This window comes from Candidatus Thiodiazotropha endoloripes (genome assembly GCF_001708965.1).
Taxonomy (GTDB): Bacteria; Pseudomonadota; Gammaproteobacteria; order Chromatiales; family Chromatiaceae; genus Thiodiazotropha; species Thiodiazotropha endoloripes.
The window spans coordinates 866,360-892,196 of the sequence record NZ_LVJW01000006.1; the positions used below are offsets into that span (position 1 = coordinate 866,360).

The following is a 25,837-nucleotide window of genomic DNA, read 5'->3' on the forward strand; positions in this document are numbered from 1 at the left end:
TCGTGTTAACAGGCGCTATGCGAATCGATAAGCGGTTGCGGTCTCTGGATCCCGTAGCCCTGAGCGAAGTCGACCCCCATCGACTGCAGCATCTCCCGGGTCTGCTGCCGTTCGACGAATTCGGCAATGGTCTTCAGGCCGGCCACATGACCGATGGTGTTGATCGCATCGACAATCGCCCGACTCATCTCATCCTCTTCCACCTGCTTGACGAATGATCCATCCACCTTGAGAAAATCCACCGACAGGGATTTCAGATAGGAGAAGGAGCTGAGGCCGGCGCCAAAGTCATCCAGCGCAAAGAAACACCCCATCTCGCGGATCTCCTGGATAAAGCACTCTGTGATCTCAAGATTGTTGATGGCGGCGGTCTCAGTCACCTCGAAACAGATCGTCTGGGGCTGCACCTTGAGGCTGTTCATCCGCTCCTGAATGAATTCGAAAAAGCCGGGATCACTCAACGAAGTCCCTGACAGGTTGATAAAGAACAACTGCCCCTGATCCCGATCCTGCCTGTGCTCTCCCAGATAGGTGAAGATGGAGTTGACCACCCAGCGGTCCAACCGCTGCATCAGATCGTATCGTTCTGCGGCTGGTATGAAAGCACCAGGTGAAATAATCTCTCCATCCGAACCCTGCATACGCAGCAGCACCTCGGTATGGCTCGGCCCATCCACCTCTACCAAAGGGACAATCGGCTGCTGGTAGAGCAGAAAACGATTCTCGCTCAGCGCACTGTTGATTCGACTGACCCACTGCATCTCATCCCGCCGCAGGGCCAGCTCATCATCTTCCGCGGTGTAGATATGTACCCGGTTACGGCCACGGCTCTTTGCCGCAAAACAGGCCATATCCGCACTGCTTAGAACTTCGATACCACTCTTGGTAACCGGTGTAATGTCGACCAGGCCGATGCTCACACTGGTATTGAACGGTCTCCCCTCCCAGATAAACCGAAAGGCTTCCACAGCTTCACGCAGAATATTGGCCAACTGCTCCGCCCGATCCAAGGGGCAGTTGAGCAGCAGCACACCAAACTCATCTCCTCCAAGCCTGGCCAGCAGATCGCTCTCCCGCACCCGTTTCTTCAATACCGCAGAGATTTGACGCAACAGTTCATCACCGGCCATGTGCCCACAGGTATCATTCACCACCTTGAACTGATCCAGGTCCAGATACATGAAGGCGTGGGACTGATTCGCATCACGCGCCTCTTCCAGGGCCTTTTGCAGTGCCTGCTCCAGTTCATGTCTGTTTTTGAGGTTGGTCAGAGAGTCGTGAAAGGCCATGTGCAGCAATCGGTCTTCCGCCAGACGCCTGGCCTCACGGGATTTGGCCTCTTGCAGCTCCCGTTCGATGGCGGCGCCCAGGCGGGTCAGATTGCTCTTCATGATGTAGTCGGCCGCACCGCACTTCATCATCGATACCGCCAGCTCTTCTCCAATACTTCCCGAGACGATGATCACCGGAATGTCGCCATTCGCGTCGTTCACCATCTTCAGCACCTCTTCCGAGTCGAAGGAGGGCATATTATGATCGGTAATGACCAGATCCCAGGACGGATCAGTCAATGCTCTGGCCAGGGTTTCCGGGCTGTCCACACGAACATGATGCTCGATCGTCCACTGATCTTTCTTCAGATGGTGCAGCAGTAACAGAGCATCATCTTCTGAGTCCTCTGCCAACAACAGACGTAGTGGCGGCTTGTCCATCCGTCAGCAATTCCCCGGTGTCATATTCATTGTCATCCAATAGGCCACCAACTGACGAATCAGATCGGTAAACTGGGTGAAATCCACCGGCTTTCTGATGAAGCTGTTCGCGCCTAACCGGTAACTCTCTACCATATCCCGTTGTTCGTCGGAAGAGGTGAGCACCACCACAGGCAACAGCTGGGTGCGCGGGTATTCACGTATCGCTTTCAATACATCCAAACCACTCATTTTCGGCAACTTCAGATCCAGTAGTACAACTTTTGGCAGGGATTGGCTCTCATCCATCCTGAAAAGGTAATTCACAGCTTCACTGCCATCACGAGCCACTTCGACCCGATGACTGATCTTTGACTTTTTAAACGCACGTAAAGCCAGCAGCTCATCATCGGGATTGTCTTCAACCAGCAAAATATGATTTTCGTTCATAACCGTAATCCAGTCGGTCATTCACAACCCACCTGGACCGACAGAGTATCGGTCCTCCCTGACCGGAGATGGTGCCATTTTGTTCGGCTGTCGACATTGATCTAAGACATATACACATCCTATGAAGCTGACGTTGATCAATCATCTCTGTCTATATCGTCCAATTACCCGGAAATCTGTAGATTGGTGGTCTGCTGGATGGATGGAACGGGAATGGGTAAGCCAGAACAGCCCTATCCGGCTGAACGCGGAGGAGGCAGCTGGAGATCGGCCTGCCGATGTTGAAACGAACCTGCGTGAGGCAGTGGATTGTCAGACATGATCAACCCGGCAACTGGACCTGGGTTGCCGGATTAACAGGCTCAATTATTCGGTCAATTGATACCGGCTGCCGCAATAGGGACAGGTGGCACTGCCGGTCTTTTCAATCGGCAGATAGACCCGCGGGTGGAGTGCCGCCAGGGTTTCGCCGGGTCGAGGACAGCAGAGGGGCAGGTCCTTACGGGTGACCTTGTGTATCTCCTGCTGGGTGGATTGTGTTTCTGCCTGAGTCATATACGATTCTCCTCGGAGCTGTTAATCAGACATAGTCGAGCCATTCCGGATGGGATGCCAACCGACCATGTACCAGGTCGAAATAGCGCTTTTGCAGCTCCCCGGTAATCGGTCCCCGGCCACCGGCACCGATGGCCCGGTTGTCGACCTCACGGATCGGCGTCACTTCCGCTGCGGTACCGGTGAAAAAGGCCTCGTCAGCGATATAGACCTCATCCCGGGTAATGCGCTTTTCAACCACTTTGTAATTCAGCTCTTCGGCCAGCTCGATCACCGTCTTGCGGGTTATCCCGTCCAGCGCCGAAGTCAGATCCGGGGTATAGATCACCCCATCACGGACGATGAAGATGTTCTCTCCCGATCCCTCCATGACATAGCCTTCTGCGTCGAGCAGCAAGGCCTCGTCATAGCCGTCATGCAGCGCTTCCTGCAGGGCCATCATGGAATTCATGTAGTTACCATTGGCCTTTGCCCGGCACATGGTGATATTCACATGGTGGCGGGTAAACGAGGAGACCCGGATGCGGATACCCTTCTCCATGTTTTCTGCACCCAGATAAGCGCCCCACTCCCAGGCGGCAACCATGCAGTGGACTTTCAGATTGTCCGCCCGCAGTCCCATGCCCTCAGAGCCATAAAAGCACATCGGCCGGATATAGGCCGAGTCGAGATTGTTCTCCCGCACCACCGCACGCTGAGCCTCATTGATTGTCTCCCGATCAAAGGGAATCGTCATATTCAGGATATGACCTGAACGGAACAGTCGGTCGGTATGCTCCTGCAGACGGAAAATCGCAGTGCCCTTTTCCGCATGGTAGGCGCGCACCCCTTCAAACACCCCCATCCCGTAGTGCAGGGTGTGGGTCAGTACATGGGTTTTCGCCTCACGCCAGGGAACCATTTTGCCATCCAGCCAGATGACACCGTCACGGTCAGCCATTGTCGACATCATGAAAACTTCTCTCGTTCAACTCATCATTGTGCATCAGACAGGACCAGAGATCCTGCACCAGTGCCCGCTCTTCGGCAAGCTTCTCACTCTCCACCAGCGCCGGCTGATCCTGAAGCGCACTGCGATGGTAGACCGCCCGCAGCACCTTGTAGATCCCCATCATGCGATCCGCGGCATGATTATCGAGCAATCCCAGTGTGGAAAGCGTCTCCAGCAGGCGAATGTTATCCGTCCAGACCAAGAGTTCTGGGTGGTGATGCGCCCACCGAAGGACCGTGTATTGAACCATAAATTCTATATCGACGATACCGCCCCGGCCCTGCTTCAGGTCAAACAGCTCCTGGCTGCTTTTATCCAGGGCGGAGCGCATCTTCTCCCGCATCTCGACAACTTCACCACGCAGCTTCTCTCCATCCCGCTCGGCACCGATGATGCCACGCCTTATCTCATCGAAGCGTTCGGCCAGTCTGGCATCCCCGGCCACAACCCTGGCCCGCACCAGGGCCTGATGCTCCCAGGTCCAGGCGCTGTTCTTCTGGTAGGTCTCAAAGGTCTCCAGGGAGGCCACCATCATGCCCGAATTGCCATTCGGCCGCAGACGCATATCCACTTCATAGAGTATCCCCGATGGGGTTCGGGTGGTCATGATATGGATAATTCGTTGCGCCATGCGGGCATAGAAAACGTCCACTGAGACCGGTTTCCTGCCATTGGTATAGGCATTCCGATCGGCGCAGCCATGCAGGAACACCATATCCAGGTCAGAGCCGAAGCCCAATTCGATACCGCCCAGCTTGCCGTAACCGACCACCGCAAAGCCGCTCTCTCCCGGCTCGATTCCCGGCGGATGGCCATGTCGCCGCACCATCTCCTGGTAACTCAGCTGAATCACCTGATCGATGATGCTTTCAGCGATCCAGGTGAGGTAGTCACTGACCACCATCAATGGAATCTGATCGGCGATATCCGCCGCCGCCACTCTTAAGCGATTACTCTGGGCAAACTGGCGTAACCGCTCCATCTGGCTCTCCAGGTCATCCGCATCGATACGGGACAACTGATCGCCCAGCTCCTCTGTGAGCGCTTCCCGCTTGAGGGGTGAATAGAGCCGGCGCGGATCGAGCAACTCATCCATCAGGATCGGATGACGGGTCAGCATGCTCGCCACCCAGGGACTGATACCGGCCAGCTTGACCAGCTGGGAGAGGACCATGGGATTCTCAATCAACAGGGCGATATAGGCGGTTCGGCGGGCCACCGCCTCCAACAGATTGAGCACCCTGGGCAGGGCGGCGTCAGCACTCTCCGACTGACCGACCGCCTGCAGCAGCAGGGGCATCAACTGATCGAGACGCTCCCGGCCTTTGCTGCTCAACTGACGGCAGGCATGGCTGTTGCGGAGATGGTTCAACAGGTGCAGTGCCTGATCCGGTGCCCTGAATCCGTACTGGTGAAGTACCGATTCAGCCTGCTCATCATCCAGTAGATCATTCCACAGCGCGACAAATGGCTGGCTCTGTTGATCCGCTTCTGCCTGCGGGGCGGCGAAAACCATATCGAAATGGCCCTGCACCCGTTTGCGATGCTGTTCCAGCACCTCTGAGAAACCCGGCCAGTCGTCAAATCCCATGGAGCGAGCCAGACGCAGTCTCAGCAGCTCATCCGACGGCAGCAGATGGGTCTGCTTGTCCTGCCAGGCCTGAATTCGGTTTTCCACCAGGCGCAGAAACTTGTAGGCCTCGGTCAATTCCCGCACCGTATACTCCGGCAGCAGCGCTCGCTCCTTTAGCAGCTTCAGTACCGGGAGTATGGGGCGGGTCTGCAGGTCCTTGTCCCGTCCGCCCCGGATCAATTGAAAGGCCTGTCCAATGAACTCGATCTCACGGATTCCACCAGGTCCAAGCTTGATGTTGGCCGCCATGCCTTTCTTGTGCAGCTCACTGCTGATCAGCTGTTTCATCTCGCGCAAGGACTCGATCGCGCTAAAGTCCAGATAGCGGCGATAGACGAAGGGTCTGAGCATCCCCATCAGCTCATCGCCGGCATCCGTATCACCGGCCACGACCCTCGCCTTGATCATGGCGTAGCGCTCCCATTCACGGGCCTGGGAACCGTAGTAGCTCTCCATGGCGGAAAAGCTCATCGCCAGCGGTCCAACCGTACCAAACGGCCGCAAACGAGTATCCACCCGGAATACGAAGCCGTCGGCGGTATGGTTGTCCAGTGCCTGAACAAGCTTCTGGCAGAGACGGATGAAAAACTGTTCATTGGTCAGACGTCGTGCACCATCGGTCTGGCCTGACTGGGGATAGGCGAAGATCAGATCGATATCGGAGGAGAGGTTGAGTTCCCGGGCACCCAGCTTACCCATACCCAACACCACCAGGGGCTGAGCCTCCCCCTGTTCGTTTCTCGGCACACCCATCTCGTTGCAACACCAGTCGTAGAGTTGCTGCAGGGCCAGTTCAATCGAGGCATCCGCCAGGGCGGAGAGATCCTCCAGGGTTTCAGCGAGATCGGCCAGTCCGGTCAGGTCACGCCAGATGATGCGCACCATCTGCAGACGGCGGAATTGGCGAAGCTGTTTACCCAGCGCTTGTTCATCACTGATTCCGGTGAGGCGATCAGCCAGACGGGAAGCCATCTCACCGGCCTCATATCGCCCCCCCAGCAGCCCCTGCTGATGTAGTTCCGGCAACAGTTCCGGAAAACGGTTGGCGACCTGGACGACAAAATCACTACCCTCCCAGACCGCCTTCAACTGAGTGATAAAGGCCCTGTCTTGCGGAGGACTCAGTTCGGCATCCGCCAGCTTTTCACACCACTGATGCCACTGTTTTTCGTGCTCTTGATCTAGCTCCACGCCTCTTCTCATTAATCTAACTTATTTTTATCAGGGCCTGAATAGAGCCTACCCCGGCATCTAAGAATGTGCTGCTCAGATTACACCGGCAGGGGAATTCTACCAACCTGTTCTTGCGTCAGCCGTAACACAAACCGCCAGGCAGGTATCGTTGGGGATAACGATAATTGCCAAGCCGTAGCAAATCACATAGGGTTGCTCACTTCACAAATTGGCGCCAGAGACCAGATCAGGCATGATCAAACTGCAGCAAATAGACTATCACTACCCACACCACCCCCCGCTCTTCGAGGGGGTGAACCTGGCGATTGCCAAGGGTGCTCTATTTGGCTTGCTGGGTCCCAACGGCGCAGGCAAAACCACCCTGATCTCATTGATGACCGGACAACTGCAACCTACCGCCGGCGAGATCGAGATCGATGGGGAGAGCTACCCTGCGCAACGAACATCGATCCTGCAGAAGCTGGCTCACATACCCCAGGAATATGCCTTCTATCCTCAGTTGAGTGTGCTTGAGAATCTGCAGTTCTTCGCCAGTCTCTATCCGAAACAGTCTCACGACCGGGCCGGGCTGATCGAGCAGACCCTGGAGCTGACCGGATTGACAGAGCGGAGGGAAAAGCTGGCGAAACACTTCTCCGGTGGTTTGAAACGGCGCCTCAACCTGGCGATCGGCCTGCTCAACAAACCGCAGCTGATCTTTCTCGATGAACCCACCGTGGGGATCGATCCTCAGTCCCGCCATTTCATTCTGCAATCGATCCGGGAACTGAACAAGGCAGGCAGCACCATCGTCTATACCAGCCACTACATGGAAGAGATCGAACAGCTCTGCGACCAGGTGGCGATCATGGATCATGGCAGGATCCTGGTGCACGGCCCGTTACACCAGATCCTCAAGCGGGACCCTCAACTGATCGTTGAGCTGGGGCCGATAAGCGACCATAACCGATACACCCAGCTGGGCAATGCCCTGCAGGCAAAGGGCTTCAATCTCTCTGAACTGACGATCAGCGGTCATCCAAAAGATCAGACAGAGATCAGCGAACTGCTGCAAATCCTGGCTTCACTCAACCTGTCTGTGATCAACCTTTCCTACGGAAAACATACCCTGGAAAAGCTGTTTTTCGAGCTGACCCAAACCCACTTGAGAGATTGAAAGCATGCTGTTTGCGGTGATCAAAAAAGAGCTGTTACTGGTATCCCGTGATATCCATGCCCTGCTGGTGCTGTTCCTGCTGCCGATCGTATTCATTCTGATCATGTCCCTGGCACTGCAGGACCGGATGAGTGGCGAATCCAAGGACCGCCCCGCAGTGGGCCTGTGGATGGCAGCCGACAACCGCCTCAACGGTGAGCTGAGCCAACACTTCCAACAACTTGAAGGGGTTCGGGTTGAAAACTTCGAAAGCCCGGCCGAGTTGACCCGTGCCCTGCAACAGGGAGAGATCATCGGCGGCGTCATGCTACCCGCCCGTTTCGAGAAGATCATCCAATCCCCAGTGACCGAGCACAGCGAAAAGCTGCGGGTCCTCTATGCCGCCACTCTCCCCGGTTCAATGCGTCGATCGATCCTGGGTGCGGTGCGGCAGGCCCTCGGCGCCTATCAGGTCAATCAGCTGTTCAAACATGACGACCTCAGTGAATCAGAACGCCAGCAGCGGGTCGACCATCTGCTGGGTAGATCCCTGGTGGTCACAGAGACCTATGGCACCGAGAAGGAATCCCAGCCCAATTCAGTTCAGCAGAGTGTTCCCGCGTGGCTGATATTTGCCATGTTTTTTGTGGTGCTGCCGATCTCGACAACCCTGTTGACGGAACGGCAGCAAGGCACCCTGCATCGCCTGCAGACCCTGCCGGTACCCCGCAGCTACCTGCTGATCGGCAAGCTGATACCCTATCTGGGGATCAACCTGATTCAGGCGGCACTGATGCTGCTGATCGGCATCCATCTGGTGCCGCTGCTGACCGGTGAGGGACTGCAACTCAACGGGCAGAGTTGGTTGCTGCTGCCGCTGATCGTCGCCACCAGCCTGTCGGCGATCAGTTTCGCCCTGCTGATCGCCACCCAGGCCAAGACCACTGAGCAAGCCACCACCCTGGGCGGAATCAGTAACCTTATTCTGGCCGCCATTGGTGGTATCATGGTGCCGACTTTTGTAATGCCTGAACTGATGCAGCAGATCGCCGCCCTGTCACCCATGAACTGGGCGCTGGAAGGCTTCTTCTCCATCCTGTTGAGACAAGGTGGATGGGCCATGGCCGGGCCCGAGATTCTCAAGTTGCTGGCATTCTCCGGCTGTTTGTTTTTACTTTCACTCCATTCATATAAAGGCCTGACGGAAATCAAATAATGAAAGGTTCAACGGATACACAGTTCAAATTGGAACTCAAAAAGATGATCGTTGACGAATGCCGGTTAGATGATTTCGATCCTCAGGATATCAAGGATGACGAATATCTGGCCGGGCCGGAGGCTCGCTTTGGACTCGATTCAATCGATATGCTTCAAGTCATAGTCACAATCAAAAACCGTTACGGCGTACACATCCAGAATGACGCCGAATCAAGAGAGATTCTAGCCACCATCAACAACCTGGCGGACCATTTGCGTCCAGAGTAAGGAGATGGAATCAAACAAGCTTCCCATCATAGGATATGCCTGCGCATCCCACCTCGGCGAATCACTGAGTAACTTGTCGGGCCAGAGTGGCGCAACGGGGCGATTCGGACCGCCCAGGCTGCAACTTGATTCCACAGCACTGCAACTGCCCTACTATTCGATCGACGACCGGTTTAACGAACTGGAGCGAACCGAACGCATCCTCTTCGAGGTGATCGAAAAGGCTTTGCAGAGAAGTCAATTGAGCCCTGCCGAGATCAGACGGACCGGACTCTTTATCGGTTCCTCCTCTTACGATCTGCGCGACAGTGAAATCGTTTACCAGCAGAAGCTTGAGGCAGGGGATCCATCGGCTGTACCGATGCCCTTTACCGGCTACAACCGACTCGGGGAATCGATCTGCCGGAAGTTTGATATCGACAGCGAACCATTCAATATCAACTCGGCCTGCACCTCCAGTGCTAATGCCCTGCTGTTGGCCCATAGCATGATCCGGCAGGGTCACTATGAACATGCGCTGGTAGTGGGTATCGAACTCTACAACGAGACCACCATCAACGGTTTCGCCGGATTGCAGCTGATTGCCGAACAACGTATTGCCCCTTTCGATAAATCCCGCGACGGCATCATCCTCGGTGAATCCTGTTCCGCCGTGATCATCGGCACCCGCAGAAAAACAGCACCCTCCCTGATGCTCTGCGGTGGTGGCAGCTGTTTTGACCCATACAGTATCACCACGTCGAATCCGGATGGCTCGACGATTACCCAGACTCTGGAAAATGCGCTGCGAAATACCGCGATCGACAAGTCCGAGGTAGTGGCGATCAAAACCCACGGCACAGCGACCTATATGAACGATATTTCCGAGTCGAAGGGGATAATCACCGCCTTTCCCGAGGAGACACCACCAATCACTGCCATCAAACCCTATGTCGGACACACCCTGGGTGCATGTGGCACATTGGAACTGATTCTGTTTGCCGAGGCGCTCGAACAGGGGTATGTACCCAAAACACCCAATTTCGAAACCCCCGACCCGGATCTGCCTATCATTCCACTGAATGAGGAGATTGATGCCAGGGATGGTGTCTATCTACTCAACTATTTCGGATTCGGCGGTAGCAATACCGTCGTCGTAGTGGACAAGGTCTAATGGAATTGAACCTCTCTCTATTTGCCTATGGCGGCTACAGCCATACCGTTGATCAGCAGCTACCCGGTCTGAACGAACCACTGAAGGCGGTATCCTTCAAGCTGCCCCGCCGCTCGGACCGGCTGACCCAGCTCTGTCTGCTGGGCCTGCACCAAACACCGGGCGGAGACAGCTTCAAGGCCGGGACTCATCTGGTGCTGGCCAGTGGTGACGCGAATCTCAACAGCACCATCCTCAACACTGAACAGATCTTTGACAGTGGCACCCTGCCCAACCCGATCGGCTTCATCAACACCGTCAACAACTCTACCGCCTACCATCTCTTTGTCAGCCTGGGTATCCAGGGCCAGGCGATCAGTGTATCCAGGGACCACTGTTCACTGGAGGCCGGCCTGCAGATCGCGGCCAGCTTGCAACAGAGCGACCCATCACCCATCCTGCTGGGAACGGTCGATGAGATACCCAATGATCCGCAACAGCACCGGCAACGTCTGAATATGTCGTCGACTAGACCACTGGCTGAAGGCAGCTTCTGGTTCCACTGCGGCCACCCGCAGCAGCAGGAGTCCCCGATTGCCACCATCGAATATTGCGGGCCGATGCGGGACGGCAGAGGCGTCGGGGATTTTTTACGTGAGCGTCAGATCAGCCACCACCTGCTCGGGGATCTCCTGCGAGAATCAGCCTTGCGTGATATTCAACTGCCAGGAGAGCGGCTCGTTACCAAAAGCCAGGGGCACTACCTGACACAAAACGCAGACTACCTGCAGCGTTGGCTTGATGGTGCCCGCCCCGGCGAACGCCTGGGGATGTTGAACGGTACCGAAGGCAGTGAACGACTGACCGTTACTTTGATTCTAAAGCGCTGAGCCGGGCAAACAGCGCTCCTTCGCGCAGGGCGATCTTATCCAGCTGGTCGGCAATTGAGTCAAAGGTGTCATCATAGCGGGCTTTGCTCTTGCGCGCGCACATCAGGGCAAACAGACGCCACTCATCACCGATCGACGACATCTCATCCGCCGCTTCAGCCAACTGATCCGATGCCAGTAACTCCGCCGCCTCCTGCAGAAATGCGGCATACATGAAGCGAAAGCCTCCACCGCCGGTGCCGATCTCTTCCTGCATACGCACAATATGGCCGAGATAGAGATGGGCGTAACGCGTCTCTGCATCGACCAGTTTGCGGATATTTCCAGCCACCCGTTGTATCCCCTTCGACCCGGCGATGGGTACCGGACTTCGCTTGCCATTGATCTTGGCGGTGAAGCGGATCGCCTTAGGCAGCACTGTTTTGAAATCGATTTCCGCCGGTACCTCGGCCGGGTAGTAGAGCAGACCTTTGGGAGCCAATGCGCCTTTGGCAAAACGCGCCTTGGTCAGACTCTGCCGGTCCACTGTCACCAGATGGGAGAACACCGGATCACTGACCTGGAAGGCCTCCCCCTCGCGACCGTAGACAAGCAGATTGTGCGCATTGAAATGGAAGCGCATATCCTCGGGAAAATAGGGCAGAAAGAAGACCGAGGTCTGCAATCCGACAATCCGCCCATCATCCAACAGCCGGTCAAGTGCAGCTTCCCCTTGAGCCGGTTTGCGGAATTTCTGAAATGTCATCTTCAGTCCACCGATCCGCCTGGAGAGTGCCCGGATGATCATCCGCGGAGGGGTTCGATAGGCGATCAACGGCATACCGTTGATCTTTACCATAGGGATATAGGCATAGGTCAGACCGCTTGCCAGACCGAAGGCCATCGGTTCAGACACCTCCAATCCATGATAGCGAAGCATGGCGGACATAACCCCTGTCTCACAATGCGCCGCATGCCGGTGCTCGAGTGGTTTATTCATACGTTTCAGGAAGTTGTTTTAATGTATCTCGATCGATGCCCAGTACTTCGGCATAGCCGTCCAGCTTCTCCTCCGAGAGCCTGGCGAACCTTTGTGGTGAAAAGTCCCGTTTCACCATCCATTGAAAACGTCCCATCGCCTGGGCCAGCATCGGCAGGTCCATACGCTGATTGTACATATGAAACTCAAGCGCCGAGGTCTCTCCCTGCCTGGCCCGCTGATAGGCATCCAGGGTCAGCCGTTTGATCTCATCCAGCGCCTGGCCGAGCACGATCTCTTCGACCTCCCAGCCGTTGGTCTCGGACGACTCGATCCTGCCGGTGTCCGATTCCGCATAGATCACCTTGGTCTCTCCCCCCAGGGACCCTGCCTTATCCTGTGGAATGTCTTTGATCTTCATACCACGCTCAATAACATGAATGAACTGGAGAAGCGTCCACTCTCCGGGACAAAACAGAGCAACCGCTCACCGCTTTTCAACTGTCCGGATTTTAGCAGTTCATCCAGCATGATGTAGATCGATGCGGAGCCGGTATTGCCCCGGTTGGTCAGGTTGGTGAACCAGCGCTCACGGGGAATCTCGAAATCGAGCTCCACCAGCGCCTCATAGACCTTCTCATCAAAGTACATGGAAGAGATATGGGGCAGAAAATAGTCCACCTGATCAGCCTGCAGGCCGGTTTTGGCGATCACCCGTTTCAGGGTCTCCTTGACCGCCATGGGTACGATATTCTCATTCAGCAGCTTGACGTCCTGTTTGATGCTCATCACCGAATGATCGATCAATCCCTGCTGGGTGTAGAGCTTCCAGCTCTCCAGACTGCCATCCTCCAGCTTTTCCGCACCTGAGTACATACAGGTCTCAAGCTCGTTCGCATAGGAGTAGATCTCAATCCACTCAATCTCCACTACCGGCTGTTCCGCCCGCTGGTTGGGTTCGCTCTCGACACGAAAGGCACCGGCACCATCAGACAGCATCCAGCGTAGAAAATCTTTCTCAAAGGCAATTTCCGGGTTCTTCTTCAGGTTTTCGATTTTGTACTTCGACTCACCTTCGAAGTGGCTGGCCCGCAACACCGGTGAAACCAGTTCCGAACCGGTGGAGACCGCCTGTTTGAACTCGCCGCATTTCACCGCCAGATAGGCATATTTCAGTGCTGCTGCGCCACTCAGACAGATTCCGGATGTGGAGATCACCTCGCAACACTGATTCCCCAGCTCCCCATGCACCATCAAGCCATGACCGGGCATCACCTGATCCGGAATGGAGGTGCCGGAGACCAGACACTGCATCTGATTGAGCTCGGCCTCGGAGGCAAACAGCCGCCGCACACAGAGCGCTGTCATCTCGGCATTGCTGTGGCTCAGCTCGCCACTCTCCGGATCGATTGCATAATAGCGCTGTTTGATCCCGTTACTGCGCAATACCAGACGCTTGGCACGGGAGGGTTTACCCCCCACCATGCCCAGTACATCCTCGATCTGCTCATTCTCAACAGGTTGGTTCGGCAGAAAAGCCGATGTATTGGTTATGTATGCCCTCATTTACCGCAACCGAATTCTTCCATGCGCTCACTCCCCGATCCGGAAGGCGCCTCAAAATATGTTTTAATCTGTTGGTGTCTTTGCTTCATCAGCGGCGCCAATAGCGCCTTCAGAAACATGCTCAGCGGCACCACGGTGACAATCATCAGAATCAGAAATACCACGTAGACAGCCAACACAGGTGTCCGTTTGGAATCACCCTGTTTGCCGATCCTGCGTAACAACTTACCCCAAATCAGAAAGCTACGATAACCCACTTTTTCTGATTGAATTTGACTCACATCCGCTTCCACGGCCTGCAGGCCCCTCAGCATTGGGCCTTCGGTCTTCTCAGCATCCTCACCGAGCCCCTGCTCTATCGCCTGACCGAAGCGACAGCAGGCCTGGATATCCTGATCGGATACCCCGGCGGCCGGAAATCCCCAGAAGGGCTCCTTTTTACCTGTCCACAACCATCTTGGGGTGGTGATAAAGGAGGCCAGCAGAGAGCCCTGATCTGTCAGCACCACATTATCAATTAAACGGGCGCCACAGTCATCCAGCATGGCCTTCATCGTCTCTTGCGCCCGAGTCCACATGTTGCGGCAACCGATGACCGTGATCACCGGTTTACCGCTGAGTAACCGCTTAGCCTGTTCGCTCTGCAGAAAGCCGGTTATCGGCAGGGCCGGTGCCAGAAACCAGACCTGATAGGCCAGGATCACTAGATCCGCATCGTAATCTGTATCAATCTGCAACGGTTGCAACTCAGGAGCATCCAGATAGACGCATTCGGGAAAAACATCCAAAAACCGGAAAAACGGCCAGGGAAACGGATAGGGATCCAACGGTTGGAGCGTCTCGGTTTTCAGCTCAATTCCGGTCGATTCCTGTAGCGGTGCACTGATCGACTGCACAATATTGGAGAGCTGACCGGTTTGCGAAAATTGAAGTACGAGGATCTTTTTCATATCTGGATTGGTATCAGTCAGGCTCTCTCACCCGGAACGCTCATGGCGCGTTTCAATGCGCCAAATTCAAGGCGACAGCTCCCTTTTTGTTACCGGGCTACCCCATTCTCAGTCGGGTGTAATTCAACATGATCCAATTGTTCGGCCTGTTGGGCCCTGTTAACACGAATCCAATTGGCCCTAATACTAATCCGTTTGTTTGAAGCTGTCTCTCACCACACACAATTATGAGCAGCAGCAAACAGTTAACCATGCCTGGCCATACCATCAGGGGGAATTTTACCCACCCTCTGACGAAGGGAGCCCCTCGTTCTCTGCAAACCTCGCCTTGATCAGGCGCATGTCTGAAGCCCTGACTGGAGTAATTCAGTCGCCAGGTTGAAACATATGAAGGTGATGGAGACAGCTTCAGTCTGCCTATAGCGGGGGATTCTGTCAATTGAGCCGGGATCAGCTCAAAGGGGGGATGCCAGCTTCAACCAGCAGGAGATTGATACCCCGCTGGTTGAAGCCTGGGGTTGTTTAAAGTTTGCCTTTGATACTGCGCATCAGGTTGACGATATTCTCCGACATCGGCCCAACCCGTTCATACTCCCTTTCCGCGCCGGCCATGTCGCCGTTCCGTTTCAGATCGGCGATTGTCTTGATCAGATCGTGCAGCTCTTTGTGGGGTTTCTCGATCTGATTGATCTCACTGATATGGCTCAGCTCATGCTTACCATGGGTGTGATACCACTTGCCGAAACCGCACTGGGTATGATCGAAGGCAACCCGCTCATCCAGCGCACCCTTGCCATCCAGAAACCCTCTCAGCTTGGTCTTCCAGCTCAGATGGGCCACCATCGCCTGCTGAAGCTGCTTGGCATTACCATCGCCGATATTGAACTGATCGAGCAAATGACTCAGCTTGTCCACTTCAGAGGACATATCGGTGCTGGCTTCATAGCTGCGGTCGGAATCCCTCGAGGTCTCATCGGCGATCTGGGTAATCTCGATGATGTTGCGATTGATATCCTCAGCCACCGCACTCTGCTCCTCCGCCGCGGTGGCGATCTGAGCACTCATGCTGGAGATCGAGTCGATTACCTGGGTAATCTCCTCAAGTGACTGATGAGCCCGTTCAGCCTGATCCACACTCTCGGCGGCCTGTTGCTGACTGGTCTCCATTACGGCCACCGTCTCATGCACTCCGGATTGCAGACTCTCGATCATCTCCTGAATCTCTTCGGTGGAATCCTGGGTCCGTTTGGCCAGCGTGCGAACCTCGTCGGCCACCACGGCAAATCCCCGTCCCTGCTCACCGGCTCGCGCTGCCTCGATGGCAGCGTTGAGTGCCAGCAGATTGGTCTGATCAGCGATGCCGCGGATTACATCCAGCACGGAACCGATCCGTTCGCTGTCCTGGGCCACATGCTGCACCGTATCAACCGCCTTGCCCACATCGGTCGCCAGACGATCGATGCTCTTGGTCACATCCATCACCACTTCGCGACCGGAGTTCGCCTGCTTGTCAGCCTCAAGGGCCGCCTCGGCAGTCTGGGTGGTGTTCTGCGCCACTTCGTGCACAGTCGCCGACATCTCGGTCATTGCCGTGGCCACCTGGGTTGTCTGTTCATGCTGCTTACGGATACCGCTGTTGGTATGCTCGGCCAGATTGGCAAACTCACCGATCTGCACACTCAGATTGCCCGCCGAGTTGGAGACGTTCTTGACCATACCTTCGATTTTGTCCGCAAAACGGTTATAGCCCTTGGAGAGACGGGCCACCTCGTCCTCACCGGTCTCATCCATGCGTACCGTCAGATCACCATCCGCAGAGGCGATCCCCTCCATGGCCTCGGCGGCATTGCAGATCGGCTGCACCACACCACGACTGATCAGCCAGACCAGCAGGCCGATTACCGCGACCGATACCAGCCCCAGGACAAGCAGTATCCAGGTCAGCTGGGTAAACGCTTCAGCGGCTTCGGAACGATCTTTCGCCACCAGCAGCACACCGATCGGATCACCGGAATAGTTGGTGACATTCGCGGCATAGTAAGCCACCGGCTTACCCTTCAGCTCACCCCGTCCATAGAGACCGTCACCCCGCAGTATCTGGCCCAATTGATCTTTGGCAATCAGCTCATTGCCCTCCATGGTGGAGGCGAAGCGGTCCATGTTGCCTTTACGGTCGATGTAGAGTTCCAGATCCACATCATGGCTCTGGGCATACTCATCGAAAAAGGCCTGTCCAAAGGACATGCCGAACTCGACCGTGCCGATATGCTTTCCCTGGTTACTGACCGGCACCAGACCGCGAATTCCCAGACCGGCAACACCGACCTCCAATCCCTGAATCGGTTTTTTGCTGTTATTGCCTTCCACTACGGTGAGACGAAAACTGGAAAGGTCATCGCCGAACTTTGCCGGCTTGTGGACACGTAAATAGGAGGTGGCGGGAGGCTCATGAAACTGGAACTGGCGCACCCCGTACTCCTTCTTCAGCTTGGCGAAACCTGGCACGAACAGGTCATGCAGGGTCTCCCGGTCCTTGTCGGCAAACGCCTCCTGCACATCAGGGATACCAGCCACAAGGGCACTCATGGCACGCGCCAAGCGACCTTCCGAATCGATACCTGCGACCACATTCTGGTAGATTTCACTCATCTCATTCTTCTCGGAGGCACTCAGGATACCGCCCATGTAGTTGAATGTGGTGACGAGGGTAATAGCTAGAACAACCATTACAGCAACAACGGTAGCAATCACAAACCGCGCGGAAATGCCGATATTGCGGAACATTTTTTAACACCTCAGGAGAGAATTGCGCGTCCCTGTGCGTTAATTACTTAGCCATAAGACGTAACGGCAAAATCTGAAATTTATTTAGCTCCATAAACAGAGTTCACAAAAAAAACCCCGCCTCCTGGCGGAGACGGGGTTTTTCGAGCCATTTCGGGGCCTGTTAACAGGCCTCGAGAGTGCTGAGAGGCAATTACATCATGCCGCCCATACCGCCCATGCCGCCCATATCACCCATAGGAGGAGCAGCCGCTTCATCCTTGGGCTCATCAGCGACCATGCACTCGGTGGTGACCATCAGGCCGGCCACGGAAGAGGCATTCTGCAGCGCAGAACGGGTAACCTTGGTAGGATCCAGGATACCCATCTCCATCATGTCGCCATAGGTGTCATTGGAGGCATTGAAACCGAAGTTGCCTTCGCCGCCGCGCACCTTGTCCAGAACCACCGATGGCTCGCCACCGGCATTGGCAACGATCTGACGCAGCGGCTCTTCCATAGAGCGGCGGGCAATGCCGATACCCACGTCCTGGTCGTGGTTTTCACCCTGCAGCTCGGCCAGTGCAGAGAGCGAACGAACCAGAGCAACACCACCGCCGGGGACTACCCCTTCTTCAACGGCTGCACGGGTTGCATGCAGGGCATCCTCAACACGTGCCTTCTTCTCTTTCATCTCCACCTCGGTGGCGGCACCAACCTTAATCACCGCAACACCGCCGGCGAGCTTAGCAACCCGCTCCTGCAGCTTTTCACGATCATAGTCGGAAGAGGTCTCTTCGATCTGTGAACGAATCTGCTCGACGCGGGCTTTGATATCGCCTTCCACGCCAGCACCATCGATGACGGTGGTCTCTTCTTTGGTAATGGTCACTTTCTTGGCGCTGCCCAGGTCATCCAGAGTAGCCTTCTCAAGTGACAGACCGACCTCTTCAGAGATCACGGTACCACCGGTGAGGATCGCGATATCCTGCAGCATGGCTTTACGACGATCGCCGAAACCAGGGGCTTTGACCGCAGTCACTTTGACGATTCCGCGCAGGTTGTTGACCACCAGTGTGGCCAGGGCTTCACCTTCCACGTCTTCAGCGATGATCAGCAGTGGCTTACCGGCTTTGGCTACGCCTTCGAGCACCGGAAGCAGGTCACGGATGTTGGAGATCTTTTTGTCGTGCAGCAGGATGAAGGGCTCGTCCAGCTCGGCAGCCTGATTCTGCTGATTGGTGACAAAATAGGGGGAGAGGTAGCCGCGATCGAACTGCATACCCTCGACCACGTCGAGTTCATTCTGCAGTGCGGAACCCTCTTCAACGGTGATGACACCCTCTTTACCAACCTTCTGCATCGCTTCAGCGATGATGTCACCTACATTGGCGTCGGAGTTGGCGGAGATGGTGCCTACCTGAGCGATCTCCTTGTCATCGGAACAGGGGCGGGAGATGTTTTTCAGCTCTTCAACCGCCGCCACGACTGCTTTGTCGATGCCGCGTTTCAGATCCATCGGATTCATACCGGCGGCAACCGCTTTCAGGCCCTCGCGAACCATCGCCTGAGCCAGCACGGTCGCCGTGGTGGTACCGTCACCGGCCACATCGGAAGTCTGCGAGGAGACCTCTTTGACCATCTGCGCGCCCATGTTCTCGAACTTATCGGAGAGTTCGATCTCTTTCGCCACAGAGACACCGTCTTTGGTCACAGTCGGCGCACCAAAGCTCTTCTCGAGGACCACATTGCGACCCTTGGGACCCAGGGTTACCTTGACCGCGTTGGCCAGGATGTTAACGCCCTTGATCATACGTTGACGGGCGTCATCACCAAATTGCACTTCTTTTGCACTCATGTCTTAATTTCCTTGGAAAATGTTGAGATTCGTCATCAGGCTCTGCCTGATCGGGTCATCGCTGATACGGGATCAGCCCTCGATCACACCCATGATGTCTTCTTCGCGCATGACAAGAACTTCCTCGCCACCCACTTTCACTTCGGTACCGGAGTATTTGCCAAACAGGACTCTGTCTCCGACTTTGACATCCAGCGGACGGGCCTCGCCGCTGTTGGTTACTTTGCCGTTACCCACGGCCAGCACTTCACCCTCAACGGGCTTTTCAGTGGCTGCATCAGGGAGCACGATGCCACCCGGGCTGGTGCGCTCTTCTTCCATACGACGAACGATTACGCGATCGTGCAGCGGACGAATATTCATCGACTGTTTCTCCTAAGCTGTATTTGGTGTTTTTAATCGAATGATTTGATTTGTCAGTTGGCAAGCTTGTTAGCACTCGCCTTCACTGAGTGCTAATAATAGAGGCAAAACTCCGAGAGTCAAGACCGTCGGGAAATATTTTCAGGCTCCCGCTTCAGTTCAGAATCAATTTACCGCTTTTTTGTGTGATAATAGAGAGCTGAATAACAATAAGGGGAGGCAATTCAAGGCAGCCGGCGTGATCCAGTCACTATGGCCGACCGTGTTATTTTGCAAATTTTCAATATCAATACCATCACCCTGCATTACCATTCTGTGCAGTGCAACCAATCAGTCATACTCCGGGAGATCACCATGGCAGAAGCTAAGCCAGAGAAAAAAGAGAAAATTAAGAAGCCTAAGAAGATCGACAACAAAGTCTATGAGAAAGAGCTTTTCAAGCTTCAATTGGAGCTGGTCAAACTCCAGGAGTGGATAAAACACAAAGGTCTGAAGGTTGTTGTCATCTTCGAAGGTCGCGATGCCGCTGGCAAAGGGGGCGTGATCAAACGTATCACCCAGCACCTCAACCCACGCATCTGTCGTGTTGTCGCCCTGCCGGCCCCAACCGAACGAGAACAGACCCAATGGTATTTTCAACGTTACGTCCCCCATCTACCCGCAGCCGGTGAGATGGTGCTGTTCGACCGCAGTTGGTACAACCGGGCCGGTGTTGAAAAGGTCATGGGATTCTGTAATGAGGATGAATATCAGGAGTTCATGCGTTCCTGCCCGGAATTTGAAAGAATGCTGGTGCGCTCGGGCATCATACTCCTGAAATACTGGTTCTCAGTCTCCGACGAAGAGCAGGAACGTCGATTCCAAAGTCGCCTGGAAGAGCCGCACAAACGTTGGAAACTGAGTCCGATGGACCTGGAGTCACGCTCCCGCTGGCTTGAATACTCAAGGGCCAAGGATGAGATGTTCGCCCACACCGATATTAAGCAGGCCCCCTGGTACGTGGTCCACTCAGACGTCAAAAAGCATGCTCGGCTGAACTGTATCGCCCATCTGCTGGACCAAATCCCCTATGAGGACCTGACACCGGAGTCTATCGAACTGCCGCAACGCACGGAGAACACTGGCTATGTCAGACCACCGATCACCGATCAGACTTTCGTACCGGACGTCTATCCCTAACCTATCGATCCTCTGGCCAGTTATCCTTGAGATGCCTGGCCGACATCAGGGTGGGGCCCCGCCCCACCAATAGCCGTCGACAGTTACTCGTCTTCGCGACGGAACTCCCCTTCGATCACCCGTTTCCGCTCACCATTCTGTGGCTCGTAATGGTCCGATTGCATCGGACGCATGACTCCACTACTCTGTAGGCCCACGGTCAACAACCAGCGTCTGACCCAAGGAATGAGGAAGATGAATCCAACGATGTCGGTAACGAACCCGGGCAGCAGCAGCAGAAAACCACAGACCAGCAATACCGCACCCTCCATCATATCGATGGCCGGTACCTCACCACGATCCATGGCATCCCGCACCCGGCCAAAGGTGGATACCCCCTGGGCACGCACCATCCAGCCACCCAGCACAGCGGTAAACAGGGTCAGGGAGAGGGTCGCGATCACTCCGATCTGCCCACCCACCTTGATCAGAAAATAGAGCTCGACAAGGGGGATGCCGACAAATAACAACAAAACGAGTAACAGGGGATTCATAGGGCAGAGCTTACGCCGCCGTATTAAGTCACACAAGCAACAGTGAATTTCGCACTTAACATTGTGACGAAATGCTATACCTTTAACTGACAGGACTTCACAGGGGATTAGAATGAGTATGCAATTCCAGAGTAAATTATTAACTTCCTTCAAAACAGCAACCTGGATTACGGTTGCTGCACTAATCGGGCTGACTGGCTGTGGCGGAACCATGCCCACCCTAGGCGGATCCTCAGGCAATACGGTAACCGGCGCTGCGGGCGGTGAGACATCTTCCGGCGCCAACAGCCAACTGGAGAGCTGCGATGAAACCCTCGGTACCCTGGCCGTGGTGGAAGATCAATCCGCTCCCTGGTGGTACACCTACAGGAGACGCTACCCGACCCTCGGCACCACCGTGCCGGTATTGCGCATGATGATCCAGCAGTCCAACTGCTTTGTGGTCGTTGAGCGGGGCCGAGCCATGAACAACATGATGCAGGAGCGGGCGCTGATGCAATCCGGAGAGATGCGCCAGGGGAGCAATTTCGGTAAGGGACAGATGGTCGCTGCCGACTACACCATGAATCCCAGCATTCAGTTCTCTGAAAAGGGCACCGGAGGTCTCGGAGCAACAGTCGGTGGCCTGCTCGGTAACTATCGACTCGGACGACTGGCGGGCGGAGTGAAATCCAATGAAGCGGCCACAACCCTGCTGCTGATCGACAACCGTTCTGGGGTTCAGGTTTCATCGTCCGTAGGCAGTGCACAGAACTTTGACTTCAATCTCTGGGGAGGCCTCTTCGGTGGTGGCGGATGGGGCAGCGTGAAAGGCTTTACCGACACCCCGGAAGGTAAGGTTGTAACCGCAGCTTTCGCCGACTCATACAACCAGATGGTCAATGCCTTACGTAACTATAAAGCACAAACCGTCAAGGGCGGTCTGGGCAAAGGCGGACGCCTTAAAGTCGGTGAATAGACAATTCACCTGAAATGCACAGCGACCGGCCGGTACCGGTCGCTGATGCCCTAAGGCTCTGTCAGGCAGATCCTCAACCGAACAGCTGGACCACCCTCACATCAGCACCGATTTACAACCAGATAATCATTGCTTTTCCCTTAAAAAGACAAGGGTTTACCGCAACGGTGATAAAATCGACAGAAGCCGTTTCTCTTTGCTTGAAGCGGCCGGATAGTGTATTTTGCCGCGCATGCCGACCTCACTCCTGCTGATGCTCTGTACCGCCCCCGACCGTGGCACTGCCGAACGTCTTGCCGGAATGCTGGTAGAACAGGAACTGGCTGCCTGTGTCAATCTCTCTGCACCGATTACCTCGATCTATCGTTGGCAGGGAAAAACCGAGCAGTCCGAGGAGGTCCTGTTACTGATAAAAACCACAAAGGACCGCTACCAGGCCTGTGAATCGGCACTCCGGGCGGAACATCCCTATGAACTTCCGGAAATCATTGCAGTCCCTGTAGAACAGGGGCTGGATGACTACGTAAACTGGGTGGAGAGATGCACAAACCAATCAAATTGATCGTCCTGTTCCTGTTGATTACAGGGCTGGCGGGTACTACCCCGGCTGAGTGGAACGAAGATGAGCTGCTGATGCCGGATCAGGCTTTCCAGATATCCGCACAGAGTGTCACAGCCGACACCCTTAAAGTCGAATGGCGCATCGCTGACGGCTACTACATGTACCGGGACAAAATTCATTTCGATACGGAAGCGATCGGTATCGAACTGGGTGAACCCAGTCTCTCGAAGGCCAAGATAAAACAGGACGAGTTCTTTGGTGAGGTAGCCATCTACCGCAATAAAGCGGTTGCCGAAATCCCACTCAAACGAATCCAGGGATCGACTGAAACCCTGCTGTTGAAAGCACGCTCCCAGGGCTGCGCGGACCAGGGCATCTGCTTTCCGCCGCATATGCAGGAAGTTCGCCTGGCACTGTTACCGATGCCGGTGGAGAACGCCGCCGCAGAGAGTACCATCCCAAGCCTTGCTCTGGATGATAGCGCCCCCCTGTTTGACAACGACGGAGAGGATGAACTGCTTGAGCCGGATCAGGCCTACCAACTGAGCGCAAGAGTCGAGGATGGTACCCACCTGCAACTCGACTGGGCAATTGCCGAGGGCACCTATCTCTATCAGGATAAGATCAAACTCTCCCTGGCGGAGAATCAGACCGCCGTTTTGGGCCAGTTCGAATTACCCCAGGCAGAGATCAAACAGGACTCGGTCCGCCCCGATGGCACGATCGGGGATGTGGCGGTCTATCACGACCAGGTGGCGCTGAATGTACCCCTGGTCAGAAGCAGCACTGATCCGGGAGAGGTCGTACTCGAAGCGAAATATCAGGGTTGTGCTGAGATCGGTGTCTGCTATCCACCAATCACCAAACAGTTCACCCTCAGCCTGCCCGGCATCTCTGCCGCCCAGGCGGAGGAATCAACCGCCGCAGTGGCCAGCACTTCCGCGGCACCACCCCCCGAACAGCTCCAGTCTGAGACAGACGAGATCACCAATACCCTGAAAGGCGGCTCGACCCTGGTGATCATCAGTATCTTCTTTCTGCTTGGCCTGGGCCTGGCCTTCACCCCCTGTATCTTTCCGATGATCCCAATCCTTTCCGGCATCATCGCCGGACATGGCGATCAGATCACGACCCGCAAGGCGTTTGTGCTTTCGCTGGTCTATGTCCTGGCTATGGCGATCACCTACACCATTGCGGGCGTTCTGGCGGGGCTGTTCGGAGAGAACCTCCAGGCCTATTTCCAGAACCCCTGGATCCTCTCTTCATTCGCCCTGGTGTTTGTGCTGCTCGCCCTGTCGATGTTCGGGTTTTATGATCTGCAACTGCCCAGCAGCCTGCAAAGCCGGCTCACTGAAGTCAGCAACAAGCAACAGGGTGGCTCCCTTGCCGGGGTTGCCATCATGGGCTTTCTCTCCGCCCTGATCGTCGGCCCCTGTGTGGCCCCGCCACTGGCCGGCGCACTGATCTACATAGGCCAGACCGGTGATGCCTTGCTGGGTGGCCTGGCACTGTTCGCCCTCAGCATGGGTATGGGCGCACCACTGATTGCCATCGGCACTTCAGCCGGCAAGCTGCTGCCCAGGGCTGGCAGCTGGATGGATGCGGTCAAAGCCGTTTTCGGTGTGGCCCTGCTGGGTGTTGCGATTGTCATGCTCGAACGTATCATTCCGGCCGAGGTGGCCATGGTGCTGTGGGGTATTCTGCTGATCATTTCAGCGGTCTATATGGGTGCAATGCGTAATCTTCAGATTGAGGCCAGCGGCTGGCAGAAACTGTGGAAAGGTCTGGGTGTTGTGTTCCTCGTCTACGGCACCTTGATGCTGGTCGGCGCTGCGGCCGGCGGCAAAGACACCGTGCAACCACTGCGCGGATTAGCCCTCGGCGGCGGTTCAGGTTCTGCGCATCAGGAGCTGGTCTTCAAGCGCATCAAGAGCCTGCAGGACCTGCAGCAGGAAGTCGCCTCAGCCTCAGCAGCCGGGCAATCGGTGATGCTCGATTTCTATGCCGATTGGTGTGTCTCATGCAAAGAGATGGAAAAGTACACCTTCACCGATGCGGGGGTGATCGCTGCACTCAGTAATACCGTCCTGCTGCAGGCTGACGTCACGGCCAACGATGATATCGACCAGGCACTGCTACAGGGGCACTTCGGCCTGCCCGGACCTCCAGCGATCATTTTCTATGGTGCAGACGGTCAGGAGCGTAAAGCCTACCGGGTAGTCGGATTCAAACCGGCTGAGGCCTTCGCAGAACACGCGCAACAGGCGATAAAGTAACAGGATTCCAAACGCCGACAGTTGCACCATCCGGGTGCAACAGGGCTTTGAGGGGCCTGCACAGGTCTATTACACACCGATAAATTGTAACGATCTTGATAAGTTCTGCATTGAAACTGGACAAAACCGCGCTGATCTTGCAGAATTACATTCATCTCATACAGACACCGCAAAAACGATCCCCAGGCACGAAAATCGGGACAACTATAGGCGGTTTTCTTCATAACTCATTGTCCGGGAACACAGAAACATGGCGACCATTCTGATCCTAAATGGCCCCAATCTGAATCTGCTTGGTGTCCGTGAACCCAAACACTACGGCCATGAGTCCTTAAATGAGATCAGCCAGAATCTGAAGCAGCTGGCCGACCAGCTCGGCCACGAAGTCGACTTCCGTCAATCAAACGCTGAACACGAACTGCTCACCTGGATTCACCAGGCCTATGAGCAAAAGGTCGACTATATCATCTTCAATCCGGCCGCCTTTACCCACACCAGCGTTGCCCTGAGGGACGCCCTGCTGGGAACCGGCATACCCTATATCGAAGTTCATCTCTCCAATGTTCACGCCAGAGAGGAGTTCAGAAAACACTCCTACTTCTCGGATAAGGCCGAAGGTGTCATCACCGGCCTCGGCGCCCAGGGTTATGAACTTGCATTGCAAGCCGCTGCCGCGCGGCTCAACAAATAAACAATCTTAGAGAAAATAAACATC

Annotated in this window: 23 protein-coding genes; 10 read left to right on the forward strand and 13 right to left on the reverse strand. The window is 55.3% G+C overall.

Translation table 11 applies throughout. The features are described 5' to 3' along the window. Nucleotides 1-5: 5 nt before the first annotated feature. The 5 genes from A3193_RS14550 to glnE form a co-directional block, all read right to left on the reverse strand. The gene (locus A3193_RS14550; protein WP_069015155.1) at nt 6-1,712 is read right to left on the reverse strand and encodes an EAL domain-containing protein; all 1,707 of its coding nucleotides are present in this window, start codon (nt 1,710-1,712) and stop codon (nt 6-8) included. A gap of 3 nt (nt 1,713-1,715) precedes the next feature. After that, the gene (locus A3193_RS14555) at nt 1,716-2,141 is read right to left on the reverse strand and encodes a response regulator (protein WP_069015499.1); all 426 of its coding nucleotides are present in this window, start codon (nt 2,139-2,141) and stop codon (nt 1,716-1,718) included. Between the two features lie 366 nt (nt 2,142-2,507). After that, complete coding sequence (locus A3193_RS14560; protein ID WP_069003535.1) at nt 2,508-2,696, reverse strand: zinc-finger domain-containing protein; 189 nt, start codon at nt 2,694-2,696, stop codon at nt 2,508-2,510. A gap of 25 nt (nt 2,697-2,721) precedes the next feature. Next, nucleotides 2,722-3,645: a branched-chain amino acid transaminase gene (locus A3193_RS14565; RefSeq protein WP_069003534.1), complete on the reverse strand. Its 924-nt coding sequence runs from the start codon at nt 3,643-3,645 to the stop codon at nt 2,722-2,724. Continuing rightward, the gene (glnE, locus tag A3193_RS14570; RefSeq protein WP_069003533.1) at nt 3,629-6,511 is read right to left on the reverse strand and encodes a bifunctional [glutamate--ammonia ligase]-adenylyl-L-tyrosine phosphorylase/[glutamate--ammonia-ligase] adenylyltransferase; all 2,883 of its coding nucleotides are present in this window, start codon (nt 6,509-6,511) and stop codon (nt 3,629-3,631) included. The genes A3193_RS14565 and glnE overlap by 17 nt, the downstream gene beginning before the upstream one ends. Before the next feature lie 235 nt (nt 6,512-6,746). Between glnE and A3193_RS14575 the strand changes: the two genes are divergently transcribed. Genes A3193_RS14575 through A3193_RS14595 form a run of 5 tightly spaced genes read left to right on the forward strand, consistent with a single transcriptional unit; the run spans nt 6,747 to nt 11,156 of the window. Further along, nucleotides 6,747-7,670 carry an ABC transporter ATP-binding protein gene (locus tag A3193_RS14575; RefSeq protein ID WP_069003532.1) on the forward strand — a complete coding sequence of 308 codons (924 nt, stop codon included), beginning with the start codon at nt 6,747-6,749 and terminating at the stop codon, nt 7,668-7,670. A gap of 4 nt (nt 7,671-7,674) precedes the next feature. Beyond that, nucleotides 7,675-8,865 (forward strand): ABC transporter permease, encoded by a 1,191-nt coding sequence (locus A3193_RS14580; RefSeq protein WP_069015157.1) that lies wholly within the window; start codon nt 7,675-7,677, stop codon nt 8,863-8,865. Next, nucleotides 8,865-9,134 (forward strand): phosphopantetheine-binding protein, encoded by a 270-nt coding sequence (locus tag A3193_RS14585; RefSeq protein WP_069003530.1) that lies wholly within the window; start codon nt 8,865-8,867, stop codon nt 9,132-9,134. Before A3193_RS14580 ends, A3193_RS14585 begins: the two co-directional genes overlap by 1 nt. A 4-nt stretch (nt 9,135-9,138) precedes the next feature. Next, nucleotides 9,139-10,287: a beta-ketoacyl synthase N-terminal-like domain-containing protein gene (locus A3193_RS14590; RefSeq protein ID WP_069015158.1), complete on the forward strand. Its 1,149-nt coding sequence runs from the start codon at nt 9,139-9,141 to the stop codon at nt 10,285-10,287. Next, entirely contained in the window at nt 10,287-11,156 is an 870-nt protein-coding gene (locus A3193_RS14595; protein ID WP_069015159.1) for a hypothetical protein, read from the forward strand. Before A3193_RS14590 ends, A3193_RS14595 begins: the two co-directional genes overlap by 1 nt. Here the strand turns inward: A3193_RS14595 and darH are convergent. The 7 genes from darH to groES form a co-directional block, all read right to left on the reverse strand. Next, nucleotides 11,134-12,135: a BtrH-related acyltransferase DarH gene (gene darH, locus A3193_RS14600; RefSeq protein ID WP_069015160.1), complete on the reverse strand. Its 1,002-nt coding sequence runs from the start codon at nt 12,133-12,135 to the stop codon at nt 11,134-11,136. The genes A3193_RS14595 and darH overlap by 23 nt on opposite strands. Then, the gene (locus A3193_RS14605; RefSeq protein ID WP_069003526.1) at nt 12,128-12,535 is read right to left on the reverse strand and encodes a DarG family dialkylresorcinol biosynthesis protein; all 408 of its coding nucleotides are present in this window, start codon (nt 12,533-12,535) and stop codon (nt 12,128-12,130) included. The genes darH and A3193_RS14605 overlap by 8 nt, the downstream gene beginning before the upstream one ends. Continuing rightward, nucleotides 12,532-13,680 (reverse strand): beta-ketoacyl-ACP synthase III, encoded by a 1,149-nt coding sequence (locus tag A3193_RS14610; RefSeq protein WP_069015161.1) that lies wholly within the window; start codon nt 13,678-13,680, stop codon nt 12,532-12,534. The genes A3193_RS14605 and A3193_RS14610 overlap by 4 nt, the downstream gene beginning before the upstream one ends. Continuing rightward, nucleotides 13,677-14,630, reverse strand: coding sequence for a hypothetical protein (locus A3193_RS14615; RefSeq protein ID WP_069003524.1), 954 nt, complete (start codon nt 14,628-14,630; stop codon nt 13,677-13,679). Before A3193_RS14615 ends, A3193_RS14610 begins: the two co-directional genes overlap by 4 nt. 522 nt (nt 14,631-15,152) lie before the next feature. Beyond that, complete coding sequence (locus A3193_RS14620) at nt 15,153-17,414, reverse strand: methyl-accepting chemotaxis protein (RefSeq protein WP_069015162.1); 2,262 nt, start codon at nt 17,412-17,414, stop codon at nt 15,153-15,155. Between the two features lie 193 nt (nt 17,415-17,607). Next, the gene (gene groL, locus A3193_RS14625) at nt 17,608-19,251 is read right to left on the reverse strand and encodes a chaperonin GroEL (protein WP_069003522.1); all 1,644 of its coding nucleotides are present in this window, start codon (nt 19,249-19,251) and stop codon (nt 17,608-17,610) included. A 72-nt stretch (nt 19,252-19,323) separates the two neighbouring features. Next, nucleotides 19,324-19,614 carry a co-chaperone GroES gene (gene groES, locus A3193_RS14630; RefSeq protein ID WP_068989238.1) on the reverse strand — a complete coding sequence of 97 codons (291 nt, stop codon included), beginning with the start codon at nt 19,612-19,614 and terminating at the stop codon, nt 19,324-19,326. Nucleotides 19,615-19,968: 354 nt separating this feature from the next. Between groES and ppk2 the strand changes: the two genes are divergently transcribed. Then, nucleotides 19,969-20,793, forward strand: coding sequence for a polyphosphate kinase 2 (gene ppk2 / locus A3193_RS14635; protein ID WP_069004115.1), 825 nt, complete (start codon nt 19,969-19,971; stop codon nt 20,791-20,793). 83 nt (nt 20,794-20,876) lie between these two features. Here ppk2 and A3193_RS14640 read toward each other — a convergent pair whose 3' ends face one another. After that, entirely contained in the window at nt 20,877-21,326 is a 450-nt protein-coding gene (locus A3193_RS14640; protein ID WP_069003521.1) for an FxsA family protein, read from the reverse strand. Between the two features lie 112 nt (nt 21,327-21,438). Here A3193_RS14640 and A3193_RS14645 point away from each other — a divergent pair, with 112 nt between their 5' ends. The 4 genes from A3193_RS14645 to aroQ all read left to right on the forward strand — a co-directional run bounded on the left by A3193_RS14645 (nt 21,439) and on the right by aroQ (nt 25,813). Continuing rightward, nucleotides 21,439-22,284: a CsgG/HfaB family protein gene (locus A3193_RS14645; RefSeq protein ID WP_235615008.1), complete on the forward strand. Its 846-nt coding sequence runs from the start codon at nt 21,439-21,441 to the stop codon at nt 22,282-22,284. Between the two features lie 232 nt (nt 22,285-22,516). Beyond that, nucleotides 22,517-22,846: a divalent-cation tolerance protein CutA gene (cutA, locus tag A3193_RS14650; RefSeq protein WP_069003520.1), complete on the forward strand. Its 330-nt coding sequence runs from the start codon at nt 22,517-22,519 to the stop codon at nt 22,844-22,846. Further along, nucleotides 22,825-25,122 (forward strand): protein-disulfide reductase DsbD, encoded by a 2,298-nt coding sequence (dsbD, locus tag A3193_RS14655; protein ID WP_069015163.1) that lies wholly within the window; start codon nt 22,825-22,827, stop codon nt 25,120-25,122. The genes cutA and dsbD overlap by 22 nt, the downstream gene beginning before the upstream one ends. Before the next feature lie 250 nt (nt 25,123-25,372). Next, a complete protein-coding gene (gene aroQ, locus A3193_RS14660) occupies nt 25,373-25,813 on the forward strand; it encodes a type II 3-dehydroquinate dehydratase (RefSeq protein ID WP_069003518.1) in 441 nt (146 codons plus the stop codon). Nucleotides 25,814-25,837 lie beyond the last annotated feature (24 nt).

Bases quoted from the DNA above. Each gene is read 5' to 3' on its own strand.
- dsbD (WP_069015163.1), top strand. From the start codon at position 22,825: ATGCACAAACCAATCAAATTGATCGTCCTGTTCCTGTTGATTACAGGG.
- A3193_RS14585 (WP_069003530.1), top strand. From the start codon at position 8,865: ATGAAAGGTTCAACGGATACACAGTTCAAATTGGAACTCAAAAAGATG.
- aroQ (WP_069003518.1), top strand. From the start codon at position 25,373: ATGGCGACCATTCTGATCCTAAATGGCCCCAATCTGAATCTGCTTGGT.
- A3193_RS14610 (WP_069015161.1), bottom strand. From the start codon at position 13,680: ATGAGGGCATACATAACCAATACATCGGCTTTTCTGCCGAACCAACCT.
- A3193_RS14620 (WP_069015162.1), bottom strand. From the start codon at position 17,414: ATGTTCCGCAATATCGGCATTTCCGCGCGGTTTGTGATTGCTACCGTT.
- A3193_RS14645 (WP_235615008.1), top strand. From the start codon at position 21,439: ATGAGTATGCAATTCCAGAGTAAATTATTAACTTCCTTCAAAACAGCA.
- A3193_RS14605 (WP_069003526.1), bottom strand. From the start codon at position 12,535: ATGAAGATCAAAGACATTCCACAGGATAAGGCAGGGTCCCTGGGGGGA.
- A3193_RS14560 (WP_069003535.1), bottom strand. From the start codon at position 2,696: ATGACTCAGGCAGAAACACAATCCACCCAGCAGGAGATACACAAGGTC.
- cutA (WP_069003520.1), top strand. From the start codon at position 22,517: ATGCCGACCTCACTCCTGCTGATGCTCTGTACCGCCCCCGACCGTGGC.
- A3193_RS14590 (WP_069015158.1), top strand. From the start codon at position 9,139: ATGGAATCAAACAAGCTTCCCATCATAGGATATGCCTGCGCATCCCAC.
- A3193_RS14575 (WP_069003532.1), top strand. From the start codon at position 6,747: ATGATCAAACTGCAGCAAATAGACTATCACTACCCACACCACCCCCCG.
- groL (WP_069003522.1), bottom strand. From the start codon at position 19,251: ATGAGTGCAAAAGAAGTGCAATTTGGTGATGACGCCCGTCAACGTATG.
- A3193_RS14615 (WP_069003524.1), bottom strand. From the start codon at position 14,630: ATGAAAAAGATCCTCGTACTTCAATTTTCGCAAACCGGTCAGCTCTCC.
- groES (WP_068989238.1), bottom strand. From the start codon at position 19,614: ATGAATATTCGTCCGCTGCACGATCGCGTAATCGTTCGTCGTATGGAA.
- A3193_RS14550 (WP_069015155.1), bottom strand. From the start codon at position 1,712: ATGGACAAGCCGCCACTACGTCTGTTGTTGGCAGAGGACTCAGAAGAT.
- A3193_RS14565 (WP_069003534.1), bottom strand. From the start codon at position 3,645: ATGTCGACAATGGCTGACCGTGACGGTGTCATCTGGCTGGATGGCAAA.
- A3193_RS14640 (WP_069003521.1), bottom strand. From the start codon at position 21,326: ATGAATCCCCTGTTACTCGTTTTGTTGTTATTTGTCGGCATCCCCCTT.
- A3193_RS14555 (WP_069015499.1), bottom strand. From the start codon at position 2,141: ATGAACGAAAATCATATTTTGCTGGTTGAAGACAATCCCGATGATGAG.
- A3193_RS14595 (WP_069015159.1), top strand. From the start codon at position 10,287: ATGGAATTGAACCTCTCTCTATTTGCCTATGGCGGCTACAGCCATACC.
- darH (WP_069015160.1), bottom strand. From the start codon at position 12,135: ATGAATAAACCACTCGAGCACCGGCATGCGGCGCATTGTGAGACAGGG.
- A3193_RS14580 (WP_069015157.1), top strand. From the start codon at position 7,675: ATGCTGTTTGCGGTGATCAAAAAAGAGCTGTTACTGGTATCCCGTGAT.
- ppk2 (WP_069004115.1), top strand. From the start codon at position 19,969: ATGGCAGAAGCTAAGCCAGAGAAAAAAGAGAAAATTAAGAAGCCTAAG.